The organism is Bartonella sp. TT110JLCBS (genome assembly GCF_042193405.1).
Taxonomy (GTDB): domain Bacteria; phylum Pseudomonadota; class Alphaproteobacteria; order Rhizobiales; family Rhizobiaceae; genus Bartonella.
This window is the reverse complement of sequence record NZ_JBHILT010000002.1, coordinates 40,373-61,196: the sequence shown is the minus strand read 5'-3', so window position 1 is coordinate 61,196 and position 20,824 is coordinate 40,373. Positions and strand designations below refer to the sequence as shown.

Here is a 20,824-nt window from a genome sequence, read left to right as displayed (position 1 = left end):
TATTTGATGTGACAAAACGTGTAAAATGTGCAAAGTAATTATATTTACCTTTCTTATTTTTATATTATTTAAAGCGTAGTAGATGCAAAGTGTATTATAAGGTATCTGATTTTATGGTATACCAGACAAGAATTTTGTTAAAATCAGGGACTGTGCGCTGTGTATTTATAGGCTTGTGTTTTACTTTTTCTTTTCCACAGCCACTTGCTGCATTTGATTTTTTCGGCATCCCTCTTTTTGGTCAAAAGAAAACAAATTCTTCTTCACATTATGCCAAAAGTACAGAGAAATTTTATAAAGTTGATGTTGTTGCACCGCCAGGTGCACCATTAGAAGGTATAAAAATAGTTAAATCTGTTTCTTCTCTTGTTGCTGATAAAGAGAAAGCATCTGCCAGTTCTTCTGGTTTGCTAGCGAAGGCGCGTTCAGATTATCGAGCAATTCTTTCAGCTCTTTATGCTGATGGACGCTATGGTGGTGTTATTAGTATTAAAATTAATGGCTTAGAAGTCGCTGATTTAAGTCCGGTAACTCAACTTCCAGCACGATCCAATATTGTTATTACAATTAATGCTGGTCCACAATATGTTTTTAGTATTGCCAATATTGATAAAGTAGCTCCGTTTGAAAAACGTAAAGCGCATAAAATGCCCACAATTGAAGAATTGGGCTATAAAGTTGGGGCTATTGCTAAATCTGAAACCATTTTGAAAGCAGAAAAATGGGCGATAGAAGGATGGCGTCAACAAGGTTATGCTAAAGCTGAAATTATGAAGAGTGAAGTCGTGGCTGACCATGCTGCGTTGCGTGTTGAAGGACGGATTGTTGTTGCTCCTGGACAAAAGGCTTATTATGGTCCTTTAAGCGTGCGTAATATAAGTAAGAAACCACGTGTAGATTCAGCTTATATCGCGTGGATGACTGGATTAAAACCAGGACAGATATACGATTCCGATGCATTAGCTAAGGCAAATGAACGTCTTGCGCGCCTTGGTGTTTTTCGTGCTATCAATATACGTGAGGCTGATACTATTAATCTAGATGGACGTTTACCGCTTACGCTTGTTGTACAAGAACGTAAACCGCGTCGTTTTGGTGTAGGCGGTAGCTATTCAACTTTAGACGGTGCTGGTTTTGAGACTTATTGGATGCATAACAATCTTTTTGGTCATGCAGAGACTCTTAAAATTGAAACAAAAATAAGTGGTGTTGGTAGCAATAAAAAGCAATCATATAATTTTAAAAATTTTGATTATCTTTTCGGTGGCACATTTGTAAAGCCCGGTGTACTCACGCCAGATACAGATCTCAGGTCAGAATTAAAAATACAACAAGATGTTTTAGAAAATTATACGACAAAAGCCATCAAAGGAAAATTAGGTATTACGCATATTTTCAATGGTAATCTATCGGGACAGGCTGCTGTAGAAGTTTCAAATGGTTATTCACGTGATATCTATTTTGGGAGCCGTAATTTTACAACAATAGGTTTCCCTAGCGGTTTGATTTACGATAGTCGTAATAGTAAGTTTAATGCAACAAAAGGTTTATATGGTGAAGTTTTCATTGAGCCTTTTTATGAGATGCGTTTTAGCAACTTTGTTGCAAAAGTAACAGCAGAAGGTCGTTCTTATTGGGCGTTGGATGAAGGGGGTCGTTTTGTTGTTGCTGCACGGGCGAAGCTTGGTACAATTCTTGGGAATGATACAGCACAAGTTCCCGCAAGTACGCTTTTTTTTGCTGGTGGTGGGGGCTCTGTTCGTGGTTATGCTTACCGTAATATTGGTATCAAAACAGAAGATGATGCGGTTGTTGGTGGACGGTCGCTTATTGAGGGGGCAGCAGAATTGCGTGTTTCTTTAAATGATAAAATAGGGTTTGTCGGTTTTCTTGATGGAGGTTTAGTAGGGAAAAAGGCGAATTTTGATTTTTCTCAAAAAATTAAATGGGGAGCCGGTATAGGAGGTCGTTATATGACGGGTCTTGGTCCTTTACGCGTTGATTTAGCCTTTCCTTTAAAGAGAGAGAAGGGTGACCCTCGCATTGGTTTTTATGTGGGTATAGGGCAAGCATTTTAATGAAAAAAGGTGTACGTTTATCAGCTTTCTTCTTTGTATTTTTGTTTTTTGGGGTGGGTGGTTTTGTTTTTGCGCAAAGAGGAGACATTCTTCCCTCTAGCGAAATGAAAACAGATGATCGCTCATGGTTTGTTTCTTTAATTGAACGAAAGCTTTCAGCGCCTAATCGTCAAGTTCGTTTACACAATATGCAAGGGATACTGTCTTCTCAAACATCAATTGATACTATTACTGTCAGTGATAAAAAAGGGGTTTGGCTTAAAATTACCAATGCTAAAATGGATTGGAATCGTCTAGCGTTGCTGAGAGGGCGGATGGATATTAACCAGCTTTCGGCAGAACAGGTTACATTTTTACGCAAACCGCAAGGCAATTCTTCTTTTGTTTCTTCCCTTGAGACGGGTAAGTTCTCTTTACCAAAATTGCCACTTGCTCTTTCTATCAATACACTTACAGCTCAACATGTGACATTTGAACAGAATCTTTTTGGTTTTTCTGCTGATATGTCCTTAAAAGGCAAATTCACTTTGGCTAGTGGTAATTTTGATATCGATATAGCGGCGCATCGTTTAGATACACTGGGTTCTTTTTCTGTTCTCACCAAGATATCTGATAGTAATCGTACAGCTAAAATTGATATTTCTGCTAACGAACCACAAAATGGTATTTTGGCGAATATTTTTAACATTGAACAACGTCCAGCATTAAGTCTCGTCGTGAAAGGTGATGGTACTTTTGATGATTTGGTTATCAAACTTTCTTTAGAATCCGATCATCATTCTATTTTAGATGGTAATGTTATTCTTGCAAGCGTTCCAGAAGGACAGAGTTTTTCTACGAAATTAGAGGGAACACTGAGCCCTTTAATACCTGTTCAATATCGTAGTCTCTTCGAATCTGATATAACATTAAAAGCAAAGGCAAGAAGAACAAAAGAAGGTGTGACACACCTTGATCAGATGGTTATTCAGAACAAAGCAATGAATGTTATAGCCAATGCTGAAATAGCCGCCGATGGATTCTTGCGACGGCTTTTTGTTGATGGCAAAATGGCTCTTGATAACGAAAAGGAGTCTATTCATTTACCTATATCAGAAGTGCCAAAACCTGCGAATACTCTTGCTTTGAACATTGACTATGGTCGCGAAGGGCAACAATCTTGGAATGGGCGGTTGGTTGTAGGTCATTTAAGCAATAAAAATATTTATATTCGTGATGCAATTTTTGATATGGGAGGAGTAAGCGAAAATCTTGATAATGCAGCTTCTCGTCATGTTGGTGTTCAGGTTAAAGGGACGCTTCAAGGGGTTAAAAAGATTAAGGGAGCGTTAGTAGAAAATTTAAGCCAAGCGGTTCATGTGCATTTAGATACGGATATTGTTTCGAACAAACCAATTTTGATTCATGATCTGAGTGTTACGGCTCAGGGTTTTTCTTCTTGGTTAAAAGGGACAATGGAGAATTTTGTTTTTAAAGGCGATCTCGGTTTAAAAGCTCAAACATTAACTCCTTTGGAAGTGTTCAGTAAACAATCACTTTCTGGTAGTGCAGATATTAAAGCCAAAGGAACGATCAGTTTATTGAGTGGCATTTTTGATCTCCAATTATCAGGAATGGCTGACGATATGAAAATAGGCATGCAGTTTTTTGATCGTTTATTCAAAGGAAATACTACTCTTTCAGGTGGAGCTGCTCGAAATACAAAGGGCTTCACTTTACGTCATTGGAATTTGAAAAATCAATATACAAACATAAAGGCTAATGGTTATTTTTCAGATGAAAGCGCTAAAATGGAATTATCTGCTCAAATATCTGATTTGTCCAAATTAGATCCGAAGATAAGTGGTGCACTTACAATTCAAAGTACGGCGAGAGGGCGCAATCGCCATATAAGACTCAATACACGTGCTAATGTGGCTGAAGCGTTTTTCATGGGGAAGAAACTTCAAAACACAACATTTAACATAGATGCATTTGTAGATAATACGGCACCAGTCACTTCTTTAACGGGGGTGGTAAAGGGTGAAGGGATTTTTGCTAAGAAACCTTTGCATTTATCGGCCTCTTTTGAAGATTCTCATAAAATTCGAAAACTTGAAAATATCGATATTAGAGGGGGAAGTGCAAAAATAACGGGTGATCTTTCTCAACAACTTGGCGGTTTTTTGAAAGGAGCGCTGCATATTGATGCCGATGATATTTCCGTACTTTCAGCGTTATTTTTGCAGGATGGTAGTGGAAAAGTAAAAGGAGATTTTATTTTTGATGAACAAAATGGCAGACAAAAAACCAATGTGAAGGCGCATGTTAACCATTTGAATTTTTCCAAGAATAAAATAAAAAAATTGGCAATAGATGCTGACATATTCGATCCTTTTGGCATGACTCAGTTTGAAGGAGTTATCAATGCAGAACATATTCAAACACCTTTAGTAATGGTCAATCGTTTAAATGCTCACGCTGATAGGAATAATGGACAAACGGTTTTTACTGTCCAGGCGATGTTGCATGATACTCTCAATGCACGGCTTTCTGGTCGTTTAATGGTTGAGGAACTTCCAGAAAGTATAAAACGAGAAGTGCAAATTGAAGCTGTGGACTTAAAACAACATACTTTTCATGCAACATTGCCGAAGCCATCTATAATCTCTTTTGATAAAGATGGAATGACAATCAATGAATTAGGAATTGCAATAAATGGGGGCAACATCATCTTAGCAGGAAATATTCAAGATACCCTGAATTTACAACTTACAATGAATGCCCTTCCTGCTACTTTAGTCAATTTGTGGAAATCCGATCTTGGTGCAGCAGGGAGTGTAACAGGGCAGGTTATGATTCGTGGTCATTTAAAAAAACCTGATATAACTTACGATATAAAAGGTGAGGGACTGACAACCATTGCTTTTCAAGATAAAAAAATTATGCCTTTTTCTCTTTCTGCTACGGGAAACACTGTAGATCAAAATCTTACTTTGAATGCAAATTTAACAGGAGAAGGAGTACAAGCACAAGCTCAGGGGCGTGTATCTCTAGAGAAAAATGCGCTTGATCTTCATATTAATTTGCAAAATTTATCTGCACGTTTGGCGAATGGTTTTATTGCAGGACAAGCGCTTGATGGGACAGTGATAGGTAAAGTTGATATTGGCGGAACAATGAAGGATCCATCTGCTCATTTTGAGCTTTCTAGTCAAAATTTAACCGCTATGACGCATAAAGGACCGATGTCAATCAATATAAATGCTCGTGGTTCTTATAAAAAATCGACATTTCATATTGAAAATATGATAGCTACTGGAGATAAAGGATTAGATCTTTCCATCCATGGGCCTGTATCTCTTAATGGTTCAGAGGCAAAATTAAACGTTAAAGGGATAATGCCTCTTGATTTTGTTAATCTCTTATTAGCTAAGCGTGGTGCACATATAACGGGTACAGCAAGAATTGATACAGCTCTTAATGGGTCATTATCAAAGCCACAATTGATAGGAAATATTTCTATAGGCGACGGTAGCTTTTTTGATTCACAAACAAATGTAGGATTAAATAATATAACAATTGAAGGCAAATTGAAAGGTGATCATATCCTTATAGAAAAAGCTTCAGCTTCTTCGTTTGAGGGGGGAGGAATTTCTGCTTCAGGTCGTATCTCTAATGGTCTAGAGACAGATTTGCTATTTCATCTTGATAATGCCAATTATAATGATGGTTCTATGATTCTGGCAACATTATCAGGTGAGATGACAATGACAGGCCATTTTTTAAATAGTCTTGTTCTTGGTGGTGATATCATCGTTGAAAAAGCTGAAGTTTTTGTTCCTGATCATTTTAAAAGTGCAAAATTTCTTGATGTTAGAAATAAGAATTTAACTAAATCGATTCAAACAACACTTGAACGTGCTGATGTTAAGAACACGAACAAAAGCAAAAGCCGTATAGTTACACAAGAATCTTCATCTGTCGTGCTATCAAATATGCGTATTACAGCACGCAATCAATTTTTTGTACGCGGAAAAGGCTTAGATGCAGAACTGGGAGGACGCATTAATCTAGCAGGTCCATTGAATGATGTGCATCCAGTTGGTGAATTTAGAATGATTCGTGGACGTTTTGATATCCTGTCGCAACGTCTTAATTTTGATCAAGGACAAGCGAGTTTTAGTGGTAATCTTAATCCTACGGTTTATTTTGTAACCAACAATAACAGTGGTGATATTCGCGTCACTGTAACTGTAAGTGGGACGGTTGATAATCTTGATATTAATTTTTCATCACAACCAAATTTGCCTCAGGATGAGATTTTGGCGCGTTTGATTTTTAAACGCTCTCTTAATGAATTATCACCATTTCAGATTGCTCAACTTGCAGCAGCAGCGGCTGATCTTGCAGGTAGTTCTAGTACATCTTTGTTGAATACTTTACGAACTAAAATTGGACTTGATGATCTTGATGTTATCGTTAATGAGAAGGGGAATACAGGCTTACGTATTGGACGCTACATACACAATAATATTTATTTGGGCTTTGAAGCAGGGGCTGATGGAACGACGAAAGGGACAATTAATTTAGATATTTCGCGTCATCTCAAAGCTAAAGGTGCCATAGGAAATGAACAAAATTCTAGTATAGGTCTCTTTTATGAAAGAGATTATTAAAGATTGAATTTTAAAAAAACAATTTCTTCGTTTTTTGTCTCTCATTTCTAAATCTGAGGAAGGAGGCATAGACTAGAAATCCTGTAAAAGAAGAAGCTTTTTGTTGAGGCGTGAAGAGAACTATCTGAAATATTCGATTTTTTGTTTATGCGATTCTCTAAAGGGACAAAATCTTCACGAAAGATAGTATGTTATTTTGCTGCTATATATTTATTTTAGAGAAATACCTCATTCTCAATTCCATTTCATGCTGTTGTCTGAAGAGTATAATGTAGAATTCATAGGGTATAGATTTTATTTTCAAAAGCAGTTGAAGCAATATTTTTATAATAATGAAAATGACCTATTATTTCACATTTTTGTTTATTGTATTCTTGAATGAGATCACTTTTCTTATGACGAAAGCCCTCAAAGCAGAACACCATTGTGTTGCAAATTCACGCGCTTATTTTAAAGAAATATTTCTCATTGCTTCCAAGCTCATTTCACGCTGTCGCTCGTGAATGGTATAACGGTAACTCCATTTGCTCCCTCCATCTTTACGCTTATGGTGGCACATCGTTATATTTTCCAACTCGTTGGTAGTTGCTATAGCCTCTGCATTAAGATGATACATTAGAGGCATTTTTAGTCCTTTCTTGTACAGTTTTTATCCATACATTCATCCTGCTTGTTATGTGCAAGCAAGTGGTTTTGATTGATTCAATATAAACAGGTTGGGAATAAGAGGATCTTACGTTATTCTAGACTCTCATTCAACATGCAAAAATGAATTATTTTTATAAATCAATACATTGCTATTGAAAGCGCGAGGTGAATATTTAGAATAGGGTTTGTTCGTTGAGCCTTGTATAAGTAAATCACATAAGTCGTTATCAGGTAGAACAAATTCGATAAGAATTTGGGCTGTTTACAGATCAGATGGGATAAGAAACTTTGTCCTTTAAGATGTGTGGAGAAAAAATTATCAATACAGAAAAAAGTGATATCGATCCAGATTCATTATCATAATCCACAGCAATTTTTTTTAAACTTGATGCTATCCTTCTTTTAGGATTCACAATATTTACGAATATTTTATCATTTGTGTAAGTAAAGGATAAAGGTTTTTGTTCTCAAGTTTCATTATTAAAATCAATGGCATTCATAAAATAAGCGGGTGAAGTTTTCATCTAAATTCAAAAAGTTTATATCTTAATAAGCCGTAAATTTTTTGCCAATCCTTGATTGAAGTAACACTTTTCCTTGGTAACATTTCTGTTCCACAAATGGGGTGTTACCTTCTATCCATTTTTTATTTCAAATCTTATTTAAGGATCTAGAAATTAGGGGGTATGTTTTTTGAACTGGATATTATGAAGTTTTTTATAAAACCCATGTTCTTTTGCGAGCAATTCTTTTTGAGTACCTTGTTCAATCAGTTGTCCATTTTGTATGACCACAATTTTATGAGCACGAGCAATCGTTGAAAGGCGATGAGCAATAATGATCGTTGTGCGTCCTTTAGTAAGGTGGTGAATGGCTTCATTAATTTGTGCTTCGGTGTGTGAATCGAGCGCACTTGTTGCTTCATCAAGAATCAGAATTTCACTATCGTGAATCATTGCTCTAGCGATAGCGAGTCGTTGTTTTTGCCCCCCTGAAAGATTACAGCCATTATCACCTATCTGTGTATCATAACCATTTGGCAAACGCATAATAAAGTCATGAGCATTTGCTGCTTTTGCTGCTTCGATAATTTCGTCATCACTAGCCCCTTCTTTTCCAAGCCCGATATTATATTTAACAGTTCCTTGAAAGAGAAAAGTATCCTGTCCTACATAGGCCATCAGGTTTCTCAGAGAGCGAAATGTTGTGTAGCGGATGTCTTGATCATTAATTAATATGCGTCCTTTTGTGGGATCATAGAGTCGCATAATAAGGTTAATAAAGGTAGACTTTCCCGAACCTGATGGTCCCACCAATGCTGTCATTTTTCCAGCTTCTATTTCTAGGTTGATGTCTTTCAATACCATTTTGTTCTCAGTGTATGCAAAAGAAACGTGTTCGAAGCGAATAGCTCCTTGCGTTTTATTCAGATCTTTAGCTTCTTTATGTTCTATAACTGTAAGAGGATGGTCGAGTATTTCAAACATCGTGCGGATATTGACCAATCCAGATTCAATTTTTACACGTACATTTGCTAGTCTTTTTGCGGGCTCATAAGCTAAAAGTAAAGCAACAATAAAAGACATAAATTCACCTTGAACACCTGCGCGTTGGGTTGCAAGGTAACCGGAAAAACAGATAATACCAGCAATGGCAACACCTGTGAGTGTTTCCATAATCGGATTTGTAATAGCTTCGAGTGTTGCAATATTATTTGTTTGTTTTTCAACATCACAAATAGCTTTATCCATTCTTTTCTTCATGACTTCTTCTAGTGAAAAAGCCTTAATGACTCGAATGCCAACAGCAGTTTCCTGTACGATTTTTATAATTTCACCAAGTGAAAGGAGCTCTTTTTCCATAAGGCGGCGAACGCGTTTTAAAGCCATTCGAACGCCTAAAAAAGCTAGTGGTCCTATGATTAAAGTAATGGAAACTAATATAAAGTTTTGAATAAACATGACAAGCAACAAACCACTAACGGAAAGCAAATCACGTACAAAAGTTGTGATAATAGTATCAATGATATTACGTACAGCTGTAGCATTGTGGGTTACGCGAACAAGAAGATCAGATGAAGTGTTATTATGATAAAAAGAGACTCCTTGTTCCATAAGTCGGGCAAAAATTTTGCGTTGTTGTTCAGCAATGATACTATTTCCGGCTTTGTTTAGAAAATAAGTTTGGGAAAAAGTTGCAACTCCTTTGAGAATAAAGATAAAAGCAATGATGCTAGAAATTAAAACGATCATAGGAAAATTTTGCGCATCAATAATCTGATTAACAACATCACGCATCATCCATGCACTCGTTGCAGTTGTACCAGAAATGATGATCATTGAGAAAATAGCCGCACTGTACCAACGCGCATGTTTATGAAAATTTTCTCGCAAAAGACGGATAATAAGATGTTTATCAAAAGAGGAAATTTGTTTTTTGTCCATAAAGTGCTTCTATATTTTCTTGTTGTTTTATGCAAGATTGATGCACTCTTAATTAAAAAAATCCATTAATCTTTTGTACAAAAATAGCCTTTTCTTTCAAGGTTCATCCATCAATTTCACGACGGCGAGCGTAAAGAAATACAGTGCAAAATCTCTGTGAAAGGTAGAACGAAAAGGTGTTGTTTATCACTATCTTTAGTTAAATAAAAAGTACGGGCGAGTCCCATCATTATTATTTACTAATTTCCATATTGTAATAGCCTTTGGCACTTGAAATGATTCACAAAAGGCATTTCTGCTTTTTTTAATAATTTTATGTATGCATTATCTCTGTTTGTGATGTGCAAACAGAATTATTTTGTTGGATTCATATAGAAAGAGCTTGAAACGAGAAGATCTTAAGATGTTTGGGTTCTCTCATTTAATATATAAAATAACGAATTCTCCTTATAAATCGAGAAAGCACTATTAAAAGGATTTATACACGCTTATAAAACCCCTAAAAGCACCACAACAAATTCCATGTGGTGCTTCTAAATTATAGCTATACGCTCATTTGATGAATTGCATGCGAATATTATTCCAATGCAAAACTATTTAGGTGCTATCACCATCATCATTTGCCGGCCTTCAAGCTTTGGCTCCAATTCGATTTTGGCAATTTCACTTGTATCTTCTTTCACACGTTGAAGAAGCTTTAATCCAAGATCTTGGTGAGCCATCTCACGACCACGAAAACGCAAAGTAATCTTTACTTTATCACCATGATCAATAAAGCGATGAACAGCCTTGAGTTTGACTCCATAATCATGGACATCAACATTTGGGCGCATCTTAATCTCTTTGATTTCGATGACTTTTTGCTTCTTACGTGTTTCAGCAGCTTTTTTTTGGGTTTGATATTTTAATTTTCCCAAATCGATGATTTTACATACAGGTGGCTCCGCATTTGGTACAATTTCAACCAAATCAAGTCCCGCATCTGCAGCCATAGCAAGAGCTTCTTGTATCGCAACAACCCCCTGATGTTGTCCCTCATCATTGATAAGCTGAACATGAGGTACCCGAATATCCTGATTTGAACGTGGTCCGTCTTTTTGGGTAGGTGTCATTTTAAACGGTTTACGAATGGTTTATGCTCCTTAAATTTTGATTCAACTACAGTTAATTTAATATACAATTATGCACCTAAAAACAACTATAATTCGTGTTATTTTCATTATTTGATTTATTACTTTTTGGAATGATTTAGATTATAAAAGTTTTTCTCTTAATTTACAGAAATTGTTTTATGGAGGATAAAGAATCATGGATCAAAATATTCCTTGTCAGTTTTTTTCGTTTGAGAACACCGCACTTGCAGTACGCTATCGCAAGGGGCGCCAATCTCCAGGTTTGGTTTGGCTTACTGGCTATCAATCCGATATGTTAGGAAGTAAGGCAACGTTGGTTGATCAGTTTGCTCAGAAGAATGATTTGTCTTGTTTACGTTTTGATTATTCTGGACATGGAGAATCTGAAGGTGATTTTTTTCAAGGAACAATTTCGCGTTGGGTTAAGGAAAGTTTAGCGACTTTTGAAACCTATTGTGAGGGTCCACAAATTTTGATTGGTTCCTCTATGGGGGGGTGGATTGCGCTAAGGCTTGCTATGATGCTAGCACAGAAAAATAAGAAGCTTGCTGGCATGATATTGATTGCTCCAGCGCCTGATTTTACACAAACATTGGTGGAACCAAAATTAGGACCAGAAGAATGGAAGATTTTGGAGGAAAAAGGCTATATTGAACGACCTGCAGTTGATGATACAGAGCCAATGCCCTTTACAAAAACATTAATTGAAGATGGGCGCGAAAATTGTGTTATGAAAGGATGCATTGATGTTGGGTGTCCAGTCCATATTCTACAAGGGATGGAAGATGAAGATATTCCCTATCAGCATACATTGACTTTACTTGATCATTTACCTCTCCATGATGTAACATTGACACTTGTTCGTGATGCAGATCATCGCTTTTCTCGTCCACAAGATTTAGATTGCCTTGAAACAGTATTGAGATCTTTGATTAATCAGATTAATGCAAAATAAGGGGTACATTTATTGATGAAGATAAAAATATATGAGCATTTCTAAACAGCATTTTATTTTTTCTGATCGCTCTGTACCTGTACGGGTGCGGGAAAATAAGTATGCGCGCCGTCTTACCTTACGTATTGATGCCAGAAGTCAGGAGATTTGTGTAACAACACCACCAGCAATAAATCTCTATGCGGTTGAAAATTTTATTGAAAAACATCGGTCTTGGATTGAGGCACGTCTTGCTCATGTACAAATCTCTCATAAAAATGCTTATCTCAAAGTGGGGGCGACAATTCCCTTATTGGGTGTTTCTCATACCATCAAGCATAGAGAGGGACGTGGGGTAACAGAAATTGTTACAGCAGATGCGGAGCAAGGGCCTGAAATTATTGTTTATGGTCAATTAGAATACCTCCCAAGACGCATTGCTGACGTTTTGAAAAAACAAGCAGCACTTATTATAACGCCTTTGGTGGCACATTATGCTCATCAGGTAGAGCGTAAAGTCAAATCCATTTGTTATAAAGATACGAGAAGTCGTTGGGGCTCTTGTTCAATCGATAAGCGTCTTTCTTTTTCTTGGCGCCTTATTATGGCACCAAAAGAAGTTGTTGAGTATGTTGTTGCCCATGAAGTTGCTCATCTTGTTGAAATGAATCACGGACCAAGATTTTGGGCTCTTTGTGAAGAGCTATGTCCTGATAGTAAAACATATCGTGCTTGGTTGAAAGAAAATGCTCCTAGACTGCATGCCATTAATTTTGATTCATATAATTTAGAGGCGTAAAAAACTTTCAAATGAAGGCAATATTTAACGGAACTTTTTGTTGAGTGTTTTGTTGAGTGTGTGCTTGCTCAATGCATAATGAGGAAGCCATTGAAGCTCTCAGCACGATTGTTTTCCCCTGCTTGGTTTGCTGAGTGTCTTCAATGTTTTGCTTTATCTTTTTTGTAATTCAGCGTAATAACCCTAAGTTCCGATGACTTATAAAAAATGGGAAGGTTTTTTTATGTCTGTTCTTACAGATCCACTTCAGCTATTACAGGCACTTATTCGTTGTCCTTCTGTTACACCTCATGAAGCAGGGGCTTTATCAACTTTGGAACAATTTTTGAAAAAAATGGGATTTCACGTCGAGCGCCCTATTTTTACGGATAAAAATACAGATAATGTTGAAAATCTTTATGCAAAAATGGGAAATGAAGGACCCCATCTTATGTTTGCGGGTCATACGGATGTTGTACCGCCAGGCGCATTGGAAGATTGGACTTATCCACCTTTTGAAGCTGTCATAGATCAGGGAAAATTATATGGGCGGGGTGCTGTTGATATGAAGGGTGGAATCGCTTGTTTTATTGCGGCTCTAGCGCGAGTTCTTGAGAAACGACCCATTAAAGGAAGGGTAAGCCTTTTAATTACTGGTGATGAAGAGGGGCCTGCTGTTAATGGTACGGTAAAACTTCTCAAATGGGCAGAAAAAAAAGGCGAAAAATGGACTGCGGCTCTTGTGGGAGAACCAACAAGCGTAAAGACTGTTGGTGATATTATCAAAATTGGTCGCCGCGGATCGATTTCTGGTGTCATTACCGTGAAGGGTCGCCAAGGTCATGTTGCTTTTCCAGAGCGGGCTGCCAATCCCTTACCTTTGGCAAGTAAGCTTATTCAAGCATTGACACAAACTGCTTTAGATAAAGGGACAGAGAATTTTCAACCCAGTAATTTAGAGCTCACAACCATCGATACTGGTAATTTGGCAGTCAATATTATTCCAGCGCAGACAACAGTTCGTTTTAATATACGTTACAATGATCTTTGGACAAAAGAAACACTGATGAAGGAAATTGAAAAGCGTCTTGCTTTGGTGCAATCAAAAAACAAGAGCGATCAATATCCCTCTTATCAGCTTGAATGGATTCCAAGTTTAGGAGATGTTTTTTTGACTAAAAATGATAAACTCATTCAAATTTTATCTAATGCTATTAAAAGTGTAACAGGGAGTGTACCAGAATGTTCCACTTCTGGTGGTACTTCAGATGCGCGATTTATTAAGGATTATTGCCCAGTGGTCGAATTTGGCTTACCAGGGCAAACGATGCATATGGTAGATGAGTGTGTTGCCCTTGATGCAGTGGAAACTCTTACTACTATTTATGAGCGTTTTATTATTGAATTTTTTGCATAAAGAAAAGGTTGCTGGTTCAAAAATACCTTTATCTTGTTGTGCCATAAGATATTGCCATTTAAGGTGTGGTGATACGAGACTCGTAAAACTTAATATATTAAGTAGTTTTAGAGTAAGTGATGAATATTCTTAAGTTGGGATTCTTGCTTGTAGAGTTTTTAGTTAAGTGAATTACATAATTGAAAAGCCAAAAGAGACCTGCTTGAAGCAGTAGAATTGTTTAGACCATATTGGATTGAAAATATTCGTTCTTTAAAGTGTAGAAAGGAAGTCACACGCAATCATATATGGAAAACAATGAATATTATATCATCATTATGTGATGACAGGTTGAAGCCATAAAGACACACAAAAACATGCTGCTATTGTAAAAAGTTCGTACAACATAAATGCACTCATTCACAGCTCATGTTTTAATATGTTTTCTGCACTCTCATAAAAGGTACCTCTTATTTCAATTAGACTCTCTTAGAATAAAGCCTATAGGAAAAGCGCTTTAAGTTTGTTTTATTTCATATATTTTGCCCTGCTTTTTTTGTCCCCAAGAACTTCCGTTGCAAAATCATTACGAGATAGAAGGTGAGCTTATTTAATCAGCTTTAATCTTGGTTATGATAAAGATACACAGAATTTTTTGTAGCAGCACGTTGACTTCTTGAGCCAAGGATTGTCCTAGTATTATTCTCAATTTTTTAATAAAATAACCTTAAAGGACGCGTACAGACACTCATAAGCATTATGCATACAAGTAAGATCATATGGGATTAATGACGTTTCGCTCGCTAACAAAGCAATTTCGATTCATATCGGGTATATTTGCCATTTGAGTGCATTATTTGTTTAATAAAACTCATGATTTTACTGTGGCCTATAAACCAATACCGATCATACAGCCGCGTATCTCAAATAAATATTGGTTCAGTATTTTTTGCGATAACAGCTTTTATATAACAGAATAGGATAAAAGCATTGTGTATATCTATTTTTGTAATCTCTGAAACAGACATACAACCACAACCTGATTGAGGGAAAATATAAAGGTATAAAGGTGAAAATCAGCGTGCTTTTTTACTTTCTTTTTTATTCAGCTTTACGGTTTTCAAAATTATCTAGAGTAATATCTTTTTAAATAATCAGAAATTGATGCATGGTTTCATGCTTATTTCTCTGGTTCTTTAAATGGTGCCACGATTTCATAAAGAACAATACATTATCGTATTATGCATTCACGTACTTGTTTTAGAGAAATTTTCTCAAGGTTTGTCACATTTGTGCTACTACGGTGCTTATGAATGTTGTAATATAAAATCTATAATGCCTCCCCATCTTTATGTTTATGAAAAATAAAGTTAGAGCACCATACACTTTCTAGCTCAAAATATTGCAATAGCTTTTAGCACTTAAGGGTGTTCATAAGAGGCCTTTTTACTCCTTTTTTATAGTTTTTATCCACATGCTTCTCTATTTTTAAGGTGTAAGCAAATGATTGTAATTAATTGCCTATAAACAGATTTAAAATAAGGGAATCTTACGATATTTCAGTCTCGCTTTTGCTATAAAAAATGATAATTATGGCATAAAATCAATATGTTGTTATGGAAAATTTAGTTTGCGAGTTGGCTAATGATGTGATCAAGAACAATACGTCCTTTGGCTGTTGCTTTTAAGCGTTGGTTATCGACCATTTCTATCAATTCTTGGTGTTGTAACTCGATCAGTTTTTCCATAGGGATGCGTTTGGGACTTAAGGTTTCATAGCGTATAAGTTCTAAGCCTTCGCATAGGCGTAACCCCATAAGGAGCATTTCATTTGCCTGTTGCTCAGGGGTTAATTGTTCTGTTTCAATACAGCCATGTCCTGTTGTTTCTACCAAATTAAGCCACTGTTCGGGATGCTTTTCATTTATTGTGACATAACGTTCACGGTTTTTAAGGTGTGATAATGATGTTTTTGAACAGGCAGAGGAATGATTTGGTGCGTTCTCAATGAAACGTCCATGTGCTCCTGGACCAAAGCCTGCATATTGGTGATAACGCCAATAAAGAAGATTATGTGCTGATTCAGCACCGGGCATGGCATGATTTGAAATTTCATAGGCAGGAAGTCCACGCAGTGCTGTTATTTCCTGGGTAAGATGATATAGATCTGCGGCTAGCTCTGATGGGGGGAGGATAAGTCTTCCTGCATCATGAAGCCGTTTAAAGGCGGTTCCTTCTTCGATCGTCAATTGATAAAGAGAAAGATGGTCCGCTGCTAAATCAATTGCTTGTACAAGTTCAGATTTCCATTGTTCAAGGGTTTGTTCGGGGCGGGCATAAATGAGATCAAAGGATAAACGTGGAAAAATTTGCCGTGCTAAAGCAATGGCACAAAGAGCTTGTTCCACATTATGGAGTCGGCCAAGTTTGCGCAATGCTTTATCATTGAGCGCTTGTATCCCTAGAGATAAGCGATTAACGCCTGCCGCACGGTATCCACGAAAGCGCTCTGCTTCCACACTGGATGGATTAGCTTCTAATGTAATTTCAACTTTATCATCGACTACCCATTTTTTTGCAAGTGCTTGCAATAGGGCATCGACAGTTTGCGGCTCCATAAGGGAAGGGGTTCCTCCACCAATAAAAATACTTGTAATATGGCGTGGGCCTATTTTGTGGTATTGCGTTTCTATTTCGCGCTTAAAGGCGGTGACAAAACGTGGTTGATCAACACCATGGATGCGAACATGCGAATTAAAGTCACAATAAGGACATTTAGCTGCACAAAAGGGCCAATGAATGTAAATGCCAAAAGGTTCATTCATGAGAATGCTAAAAGGTTTTCTGCCAAAAGTTTGAAAGCACGTGCGCGATGTGAAAGAGGGGGAATATCATTACGTTTCCAGTTGTGTTTTTGCTCTGTTGACATTTCTCCAAAGGTATTTTCACATCCATCGGGTAAAAAAATAGGATCAAAACCAAAGCCTTTATCTCCCCGTGGAGGCCAAATGAACGTTCCTTCAACGCATCCGCGGAAGTAATCTGCATGAGCATCAGGCCATGCAATGCAAATGACGGATATAAAACGGCATTTTCGTTGGCTTTTTTCTCGTGCTCCGACTTTTTGGAGTTCATTTTCTATTTTTTTCATAGCTTTTGGAAAATTACGTGTACCATCGGCTTGAATTGCCCAATCAGCGGTATAAACGCCTGGCGCACCCTCCAATGCATCTACTTCTAAGCCTGAATCATCAGAGAGGGCAGGAAGTCCTGTTTTTTTTGCTGCTGAAAAAGCTTTAATATAAGCATTTTCTTCAAATGTTTTTCCCGTTTCTTTTGGTTCTGGCAAGCCCAGTTCTTTTGCCGATTGTATTATTAAACCGAAAGGTGTAATTAAAGTAGTGATTTCATGCAATTTTCCGGTGTTATGTGTAGCAATGACAAGTTTTGTATCTGCTATGCTTCTCATATAGATTTCTCCAAAAATGAAAGGGGAATTATTTTTGTGCTAAAAACCGACTTAAATGCTCATATACACATTCTGCTTGATTTTACATGATATGATTATTTTACACGTTTTATGATATTTTATTCCAATAAAATTTTTATCTTGTATGAAGATAACCTTGCAAAGATATGAAAGACACCTCTTTATTTATAATAGCATTTTATGATAAATTTCCAATTTTCTGCTTGCTCTAAAGGGTGAATTTTCTATTTACAGCGGTTTTTAATCAATCGAGATTCTCTTGACAAATCCCTACAGCAGACCACTTTACAGATCAACTCTTATCTTATATTTCTCACACACTCTAACAAAAAATATCCCTGCGTAATTTATCAAGCATCACTTTGAAAGGTAGCATTTTACAGCTCAATAGGATAATATGTTTTTATACTACTTTAGACTATTTGACCAAACCTTGGCAAAACTTATATAAGAGATGAGGATTTTAAAAGTAGTGAAACAATTGTGATGAAGCACAAAACTATTGATAATGAACTAAAATATCTTGATGAACGTTCGCGTGATATTTTTCGCCATATTGTTGAAGCTTATCTTAATGATGGTGAACCTGTAGGGTCACGTAATCTTTCGCGGCTTTTACAACAGACATTATCGCCTGCGACGATTCGCAATGTGATGAGTGATCTTGAACATCTCGGTTTGATTTATGCACCACATGTTTCTGCGGGTCGAATGCCGACACAATCAGGTTTACGCTTTTTTGTTGATGCATTTATGGAAGCGGGTGATTTGCCAAACGAAGAGCGAGAAAATATTGAAATGCAAGTCAAAGAGTCTGGTCATGCACAATCGGTTGAACATTTTCTTGTTCAAGCAAGTCGAGTTCTTTCAGATCTTTCACGTGGGGCAGGGCTTGTTTTAGCAACAAAACAAGAAGGAACATTGAAACATATTGAATTTGTGCGCCTTGATAGGGAGCACGCTCTTGCCGTTTTGGTGACTCAACAAGGTGAAGTTGAAAATCGTATTGTTCATTTGCCAGAAGGGGTTACCCATGCACAATTGACGGAAGCAATGAATTTTCTCAATGCCCATATCCAAGGGCGTACATTGAATGAAGCTAAAGAGGAAATTACCCGCTTGTGCGCAGAAACACGGGCTGCGCTTGATGATTTATCGCATCATCTTGTTGAAACGGGATTAGCTCTCTGGGGAGGAGAAGGTGCTGATCATAAAATACACCTCATTGTTCGTGGGCGTAGCAATTTACTTGAAGATGTGAAAGCAGAAGAAGATTTAGAACGATTACGCCATTTGTTTGATGATCTTGAAACGCGTGAGAGTATGGCACAGCTTCTCGATTTAACGGATGAAGGTTCTGGGGTTAGAATTTTTATTGGTTCAGAAAATAAGTTATTTTCTCTTTCTGGTTCTTCTTTAGTTGTAGCACCTTATCGAGATTCACAACAAAGAGTCATTGGTGCTTTAGGTGTTATTGGTCCTACACGGCTTAATTATGCAAGGATTGTGCCCATGGTTGATTATACAGCTCAACTTGTGTCACAGTTATTGCGTTAAAACGATGCAAGTAAGTATTTGTACTATAAAAGCTCATTGTATTATATACATCGCTACCCCTTGATTTTTGTCTGTAGAATTTCGATATCGAGAATAACGAATCTTATGAAGGAATAAAATTTTTATGTCTGATGAAAAAAACAAATTTACTGACGCTTCATTTGAAAATTGTAATTTAAAAAATCCAGCTGATCGTAATACACTTAAACAGGCAGCCGATGAATTTTTAAAAACGCATAAAACAGAGGAACACGAAGCCGTTGAAACAGAAAACAATGAGATCAGTGATCCTTTAGCATCTTTGCAGGATGAAAATAAAGAACTGAAAGATCAGCTTTTACGTCTTGCTGCAGATATGGAAAATCTTCGACGTCGTACTGCGCGAGATGTGGCGGATGCAAGAGCTTATTCCATTGCTAATTTTGCACGGGATATGTTATCGGTTTCTGACAATCTCAATCGTGCTTTGGAAGCGATTCCAGAAGGTGCACGGGAGAGTGATGCTGGTTTGAAATCATTGGCAGAAGGCGTTGAAATGACTGAACGTGCCATGATGGCAGCATTGGAACGTCATGGGGTGCAAAAAATTCATCCAGAGGGGCAAAAATTTGATCCTCACTTTCATCAAGCGATGTTTGAAATTCCCAATGCTGATGTTCCAGATAATACTGTTCAACAAGTGGTTCAGGCAGGTTATATTATCGGGGAAAGGGTGTTACGTCCAGCTATAGTGGGTGTAGCTAAAGGAGGAGCAAAAGAAGCTTCTGTTGAAGCTGATTCGGCTTAAAATACTTCAATAATAAATCTCCAACATAAAATGCAGCATTCCCTGCAATTACACATATATGAAGTCTTTTCTTAAAGGGTTTTTAAAGGGTGTTATAAACACCCTTTTATCTTTGAAGCGCCCAACTTCCTTTTACAATATAGGGAGTCTTATTTAAGGGAGAGGCCGATAACAATAAAACAAAATGATCAACTTCAAAAGGAGGGAGCGAAAAATCATCTCGAGAAGATAGATAAGAAGAAAGATCTTTAAGATTAATATCAAATATTCGTGCAAGAGTGATATGCGGAATAAAGAGTCTTTCATCAGGCTTTAACTCTAATTTATTCCGGATATATTGCATCTTTTCATGTAAAAGAGTAAGCTTTTCACAAGGTTCAATGCGAACCACAAGAGAATGGGGAGCATTTTCTGAACTAAAAACTTCAAAGCCCTTTATCTGTAGCTTAAAAGAAGGAAGTTCTATAGTGTTAAAGGTATGCATAATTTCATCTTCTAGGGAGCTTTCAACTTCGCCAAAAAAAGATAAGGTTACATGAAAATTTTGCGGGTTGATCCATTGTGCTTTTGGTAAGCCATTTTGCAATGATACGAGGGCTTTTGTTGTTTGTTGAGGAATCTGAAGAGCACTAAATAGACGACCCATGATATTATCTCCTTATAATGAAAGATGCTATCCCAAGCGCAATATAGATAATAAGGGCGGGGCACGTACCACAGAAAACAAGGCAATAGTATAGAAAAAGAATGTCTAAAAAATGCTTACTATAATTATGAGCGTACAAAGCTTATACGTTTTAAGAAAATGGTTATGACATTGATAAGAATTGCGTTTTCATGATCTATATCACAATGATGTGCAATGGAAGATTACTTGTGTATTATAAAGGCTACAAAGTGAGCAGAAAATAAGAAAAATTG

13 protein-coding genes are annotated in these 20,824 nt (G+C 37.0%); 7 read left to right on the top strand and 6 right to left on the bottom strand.

Annotated elements, in window-relative coordinates; translation table 11 throughout:
* The first annotated feature begins 113 nt into the window (after window positions 1-113).
* Both ACFILW_RS01365 and ACFILW_RS01360 read left to right on the top strand, forming a co-directional pair.
* On the top strand, window positions 114-2,078 hold the full coding sequence (locus ACFILW_RS01365) for an autotransporter assembly complex family protein (RefSeq protein ID WP_375684953.1): 1,965 nt from the start codon (window positions 114-116) through the stop codon (window positions 2,076-2,078).
* Window positions 2,078-6,736: a translocation/assembly module TamB domain-containing protein gene (locus tag ACFILW_RS01360; RefSeq protein WP_375684952.1), complete on the top strand. Its 4,659-nt coding sequence runs from the start codon at window positions 2,078-2,080 to the stop codon at window positions 6,734-6,736. Before ACFILW_RS01365 ends, ACFILW_RS01360 begins: the two co-directional genes overlap by 1 nt.
* Window positions 6,737-7,181: 445 nt before the next feature.
* On the opposite strand, the gene ACFILW_RS01355 is transcribed toward ACFILW_RS01360, so the two are convergent.
* The 3 genes from ACFILW_RS01355 to infC form a co-directional block, all read right to left on the bottom strand.
* Window positions 7,182-7,361, bottom strand: coding sequence for a DUF4102 domain-containing protein (locus ACFILW_RS01355; RefSeq protein ID WP_375665168.1), 180 nt, complete (start codon window positions 7,359-7,361; stop codon window positions 7,182-7,184).
* 700 nt (window positions 7,362-8,061) lie between these two features.
* On the bottom strand, window positions 8,062-9,828 hold the full coding sequence (locus tag ACFILW_RS01350; protein WP_375622020.1) for an ABC transporter ATP-binding protein: 1,767 nt from the start codon (window positions 9,826-9,828) through the stop codon (window positions 8,062-8,064).
* Window positions 9,829-10,421: 593 nt separating this feature from the next.
* On the bottom strand, window positions 10,422-10,940 hold the full coding sequence (infC, locus tag ACFILW_RS01345; protein WP_026500140.1) for a translation initiation factor IF-3: 519 nt from the start codon (window positions 10,938-10,940) through the stop codon (window positions 10,422-10,424).
* Window positions 10,941-11,136: 196 nt separating this feature from the next.
* On the opposite strand from infC, the gene ACFILW_RS01340 reads away from it, so the two are divergent.
* The 3 genes from ACFILW_RS01340 (at window position 11,137) to dapE (ending at window position 14,090) form a co-directional block, all read left to right on the top strand.
* Window positions 11,137-11,916 (top strand): alpha/beta hydrolase, encoded by a 780-nt coding sequence (locus tag ACFILW_RS01340; RefSeq protein ID WP_375622019.1) that lies wholly within the window; start codon window positions 11,137-11,139, stop codon window positions 11,914-11,916.
* 31 nt (window positions 11,917-11,947) lie between these two features.
* Complete coding sequence (locus tag ACFILW_RS01335) at window positions 11,948-12,694, top strand: M48 family metallopeptidase (RefSeq protein ID WP_375645657.1); 747 nt, start codon at window positions 11,948-11,950, stop codon at window positions 12,692-12,694.
* 223 nt (window positions 12,695-12,917) lie between these two features.
* On the top strand, window positions 12,918-14,090 hold the full coding sequence (gene dapE, locus ACFILW_RS01330; RefSeq protein WP_375622017.1) for a succinyl-diaminopimelate desuccinylase: 1,173 nt from the start codon (window positions 12,918-12,920) through the stop codon (window positions 14,088-14,090).
* Between the two features lie 1,604 nt (window positions 14,091-15,694).
* Here the strand turns inward: dapE and hemW are convergent.
* Together hemW and rdgB are read right to left on the bottom strand one after the other, a co-directional pair.
* Complete coding sequence (gene hemW / locus ACFILW_RS01325) at window positions 15,695-16,894, bottom strand: radical SAM family heme chaperone HemW (RefSeq protein WP_375622016.1); 1,200 nt, start codon at window positions 16,892-16,894, stop codon at window positions 15,695-15,697.
* On the bottom strand, window positions 16,891-17,538 hold the full coding sequence (gene rdgB, locus ACFILW_RS01320) for an RdgB/HAM1 family non-canonical purine NTP pyrophosphatase (RefSeq protein ID WP_375622015.1): 648 nt from the start codon (window positions 17,536-17,538) through the stop codon (window positions 16,891-16,893). Before rdgB ends, hemW begins: the two co-directional genes overlap by 4 nt.
* 507 nt (window positions 17,539-18,045) lie before the next feature.
* On the opposite strand from rdgB, the gene hrcA reads away from it, so the two are divergent.
* Together hrcA and grpE are read left to right on the top strand one after the other, a co-directional pair.
* On the top strand, window positions 18,046-19,116 hold the full coding sequence (hrcA, locus tag ACFILW_RS01315; RefSeq protein ID WP_375684951.1) for a heat-inducible transcriptional repressor HrcA: 1,071 nt from the start codon (window positions 18,046-18,048) through the stop codon (window positions 19,114-19,116).
* Between the two features lie 124 nt (window positions 19,117-19,240).
* Entirely contained in the window at window positions 19,241-19,903 is a 663-nt protein-coding gene (gene grpE / locus ACFILW_RS01310; protein WP_375622013.1) for a nucleotide exchange factor GrpE, read from the top strand.
* Between the two features lie 106 nt (window positions 19,904-20,009).
* Here grpE and thpR read toward each other — a convergent pair whose 3' ends face one another.
* The gene (thpR, locus tag ACFILW_RS01305; RefSeq protein ID WP_375684950.1) at window positions 20,010-20,549 is read right to left on the bottom strand and encodes an RNA 2',3'-cyclic phosphodiesterase; all 540 of its coding nucleotides are present in this window, start codon (window positions 20,547-20,549) and stop codon (window positions 20,010-20,012) included.
* Window positions 20,550-20,824: the final 275 nt, after the last annotated feature.